General features: G+C 57.4%; 3 protein-coding genes. 1 reads left to right on the forward strand and 2 read right to left on the reverse strand.

Annotated features, from left to right (window positions below):
- Window positions 1–596 (reverse strand): dienelactone hydrolase family protein (locus AC1DUU_RS29725; protein ID WP_476786907.1); only part of this gene is annotated, 596 nt, incomplete at its 3' end.
- A 444-nt stretch (window positions 597–1,040) separates the two neighbouring features.
- Here AC1DUU_RS29725 and AC1DUU_RS29730 point away from each other — a divergent pair.
- Entirely contained in the window at window positions 1,041–1,556 is a 516-nt protein-coding gene (locus tag AC1DUU_RS29730) for an arsenate reductase ArsC (RefSeq protein WP_476786908.1), read from the forward strand.
- Between the two features lie 557 nt (window positions 1,557–2,113).
- Here the strand turns inward: AC1DUU_RS29730 and AC1DUU_RS29735 are convergent.
- Window positions 2,114–2,353: thermonuclease family protein (locus AC1DUU_RS29735; protein WP_476786909.1), on the reverse strand; the 240-nt coding region annotated here is incomplete at its 5' end.

Consider the following 2,353-nt stretch of genomic DNA (forward strand, 5'->3'; position numbering starts at 1 on the left):
GCCTTGAGGTCCGGCGCATTGACAGCGAGCACATTGACCGTGCCACCGCCCCAGCAAAAACCGACGGCGCCGACATTGCCGTTCGACAACTCGTACGTCTTGAGGAAGGCMACCGTCGCAACGCCGTTTGCCACCGTTTGCTCCGGTTCCATCTGACCAAACAGTTCGCGCGCCTTTTCTTCGTCGGGCGGCGTGCCGCCAAGCGGCGATAGATAGTCGGGTGCCAACGCCACAAAGCCTTCGAGCGCTATGCGCCGCGCGACGTCGCGAATATGCGGGTTGAGGCCCCTGTTTTCGTGAATGACGATGACGGCAGGCAACTTGCCCGACTGATCGGCGGGATGGACAAGATAGCCTTTCATCTCGCCGGTTCCTCCTGGGTAAGTGATGTCTTCACCTTTGAGGCGCGCATCATCCTCGGCAATTACAGCCGCCCGCGCCTGGTTTGCAGAGAGGAGCGGCGCAATGGCTGCCGCTGCTACACCGGAGCCGGTAAGCCTGGTCAGCTTGTCCATGAAGGTGCGCCGGTCGAGCGTCAGATGGGTGTATTCGTCATAGGCGTCGATCATCGCCTGGGTGATGGCAGGTCCGGTCATCTCGCACTCCCATTTAAGTTGGCTCTAACAAATGTAGAGCCAACGGAAGGGTGCTAGGGTCACGATTGCGTGACCTCGTTGGGCTTGGTCTGAAGGGGCATAGATGCATGGCGGCCCGGTGATTTCTTCAGGCCAGCAGACGCGGTCCAGCTCCCATGATCAACCCGGGTCCTCATCGCCAAAAGGTGGCGGGGCTTTTCCATGACTTTTACCTGTGAAGGAGTAGAATGCTCTCACAGGAGGCTCGGAGACCTGCCAATTGGGCATGCGACCGTGATGCCAAAAATGACCTGGGTTGACTGGTTCTATTTTGTCGTCGTGTTTGCAGGCGCGTGCGCAATGCTTTGGCTGATTGTAATCTAGCCAGGCATTTGCGGCGAAGCACCTTCCGTGCTCGGTTTGAGGCTACTATTTCTGGCGCATAGTAATCGTTGAGGCTGTTCGATGCCCGACCGCATCTACAATGTCTTGTTTTTATGCACCGGCAACACCGCCCGTTCAATAATTGGCGAAGGTATCCTTCGAAAGGAGGGTGCCGGACAATTCAATGCCTTCTCTGCGGGAAGCCAGCCAAAGGGAACCGTCAATCCCCTCGCTCTGAAGGTCCTTGCCGCACTCGACTATCCGACCGACGGATTTCGTTCGAAGTCATGGGACGAGTATGCGGTGCCCGGCGCGCCTGAAATGGATTTCGTCTTCACTGTCTGTGATGACGCAGCCGAGGAGTCCTGCCCGGTCTGGCCCGGACAACCGGTAACCGCGCATTGGGGCATTGAAGATCCATCTGTCGTCCAGGGAACCGATATCGAGAAGGAACGGGCGTTCAGCACAGCTGCCCGCTTCATGAAGAACCGGATTATGGCCTTCCTCAGTCTTCCGATTGCCACCATCGACCGGCTGTCTGTTGATCACCATTTGCAACTGATAGGCCGAATGGAAGGCACGACCTCAGAATCGTGAGGCGGTGCTAACCGACCTCCACATCACCCCAATGACGAATGAAAGACATCACATCCACTAATTTTGGCGAACCCGCCACCTTCTTCGAGACCCGGCTGGCACCAGGTATGGCCTTCGATCATCTTTCGCAGGCTTTGAGACACGCCGTAAACATGCCTATATCGAAGCAACATCACTCCGCGAAAATCATCACCAAGTCTGGAGACAAATATGGTTGGATCGAGATAAACGTCCTCCATGACCACCTTCGGGCCGCTGACACATGAACTGTATCAGGTTTGTGCGCAGATAGCTGGTGTGGAGGCATACAACAGGGGCGCCGGCTAACTGCACGAGCGCGACCAACCAAAAGCCGGCATTGTCGAAAAGGCGGCGGAGTTCTCGCTGGTTGTTTTGTAGTCATCACATTCTTGTGGTCGAGTGGAGGTATGCCGCCGCACAAAAGAAACGGAACGCAGTCATTTCGACCAAAAAGGCGATCCGTACTTTGCGGGCGTAACACTCGGACGCTGGGCGGGCGCTGTCAGGCTATCTCGACCGGCGAGCTTCCCATGGCGCTAGGAAATCGCCCGCCACATGCCCCGGCGATCTGCCTTGGCTTCGGCCTGGTCAGCGGTATAGGCTCCCCGACTGTAGCGCTTCCAATCGAGCGCGTGACCGTTGCGAACGAGCCAGCGGGCTACGCTCTCCCCGTCTGCCCTGTAACAGTCGCCCACGAAGCGCCTGTAGCGGTCGTGGTTGATGTATTCGCATCTAGTGGGGCGTGATGCGGTAAGGAAGGCATCTAGGGCTTTGGC

The organism is Aminobacter sp. P4_H6_2, assembly GCF_056400805.1.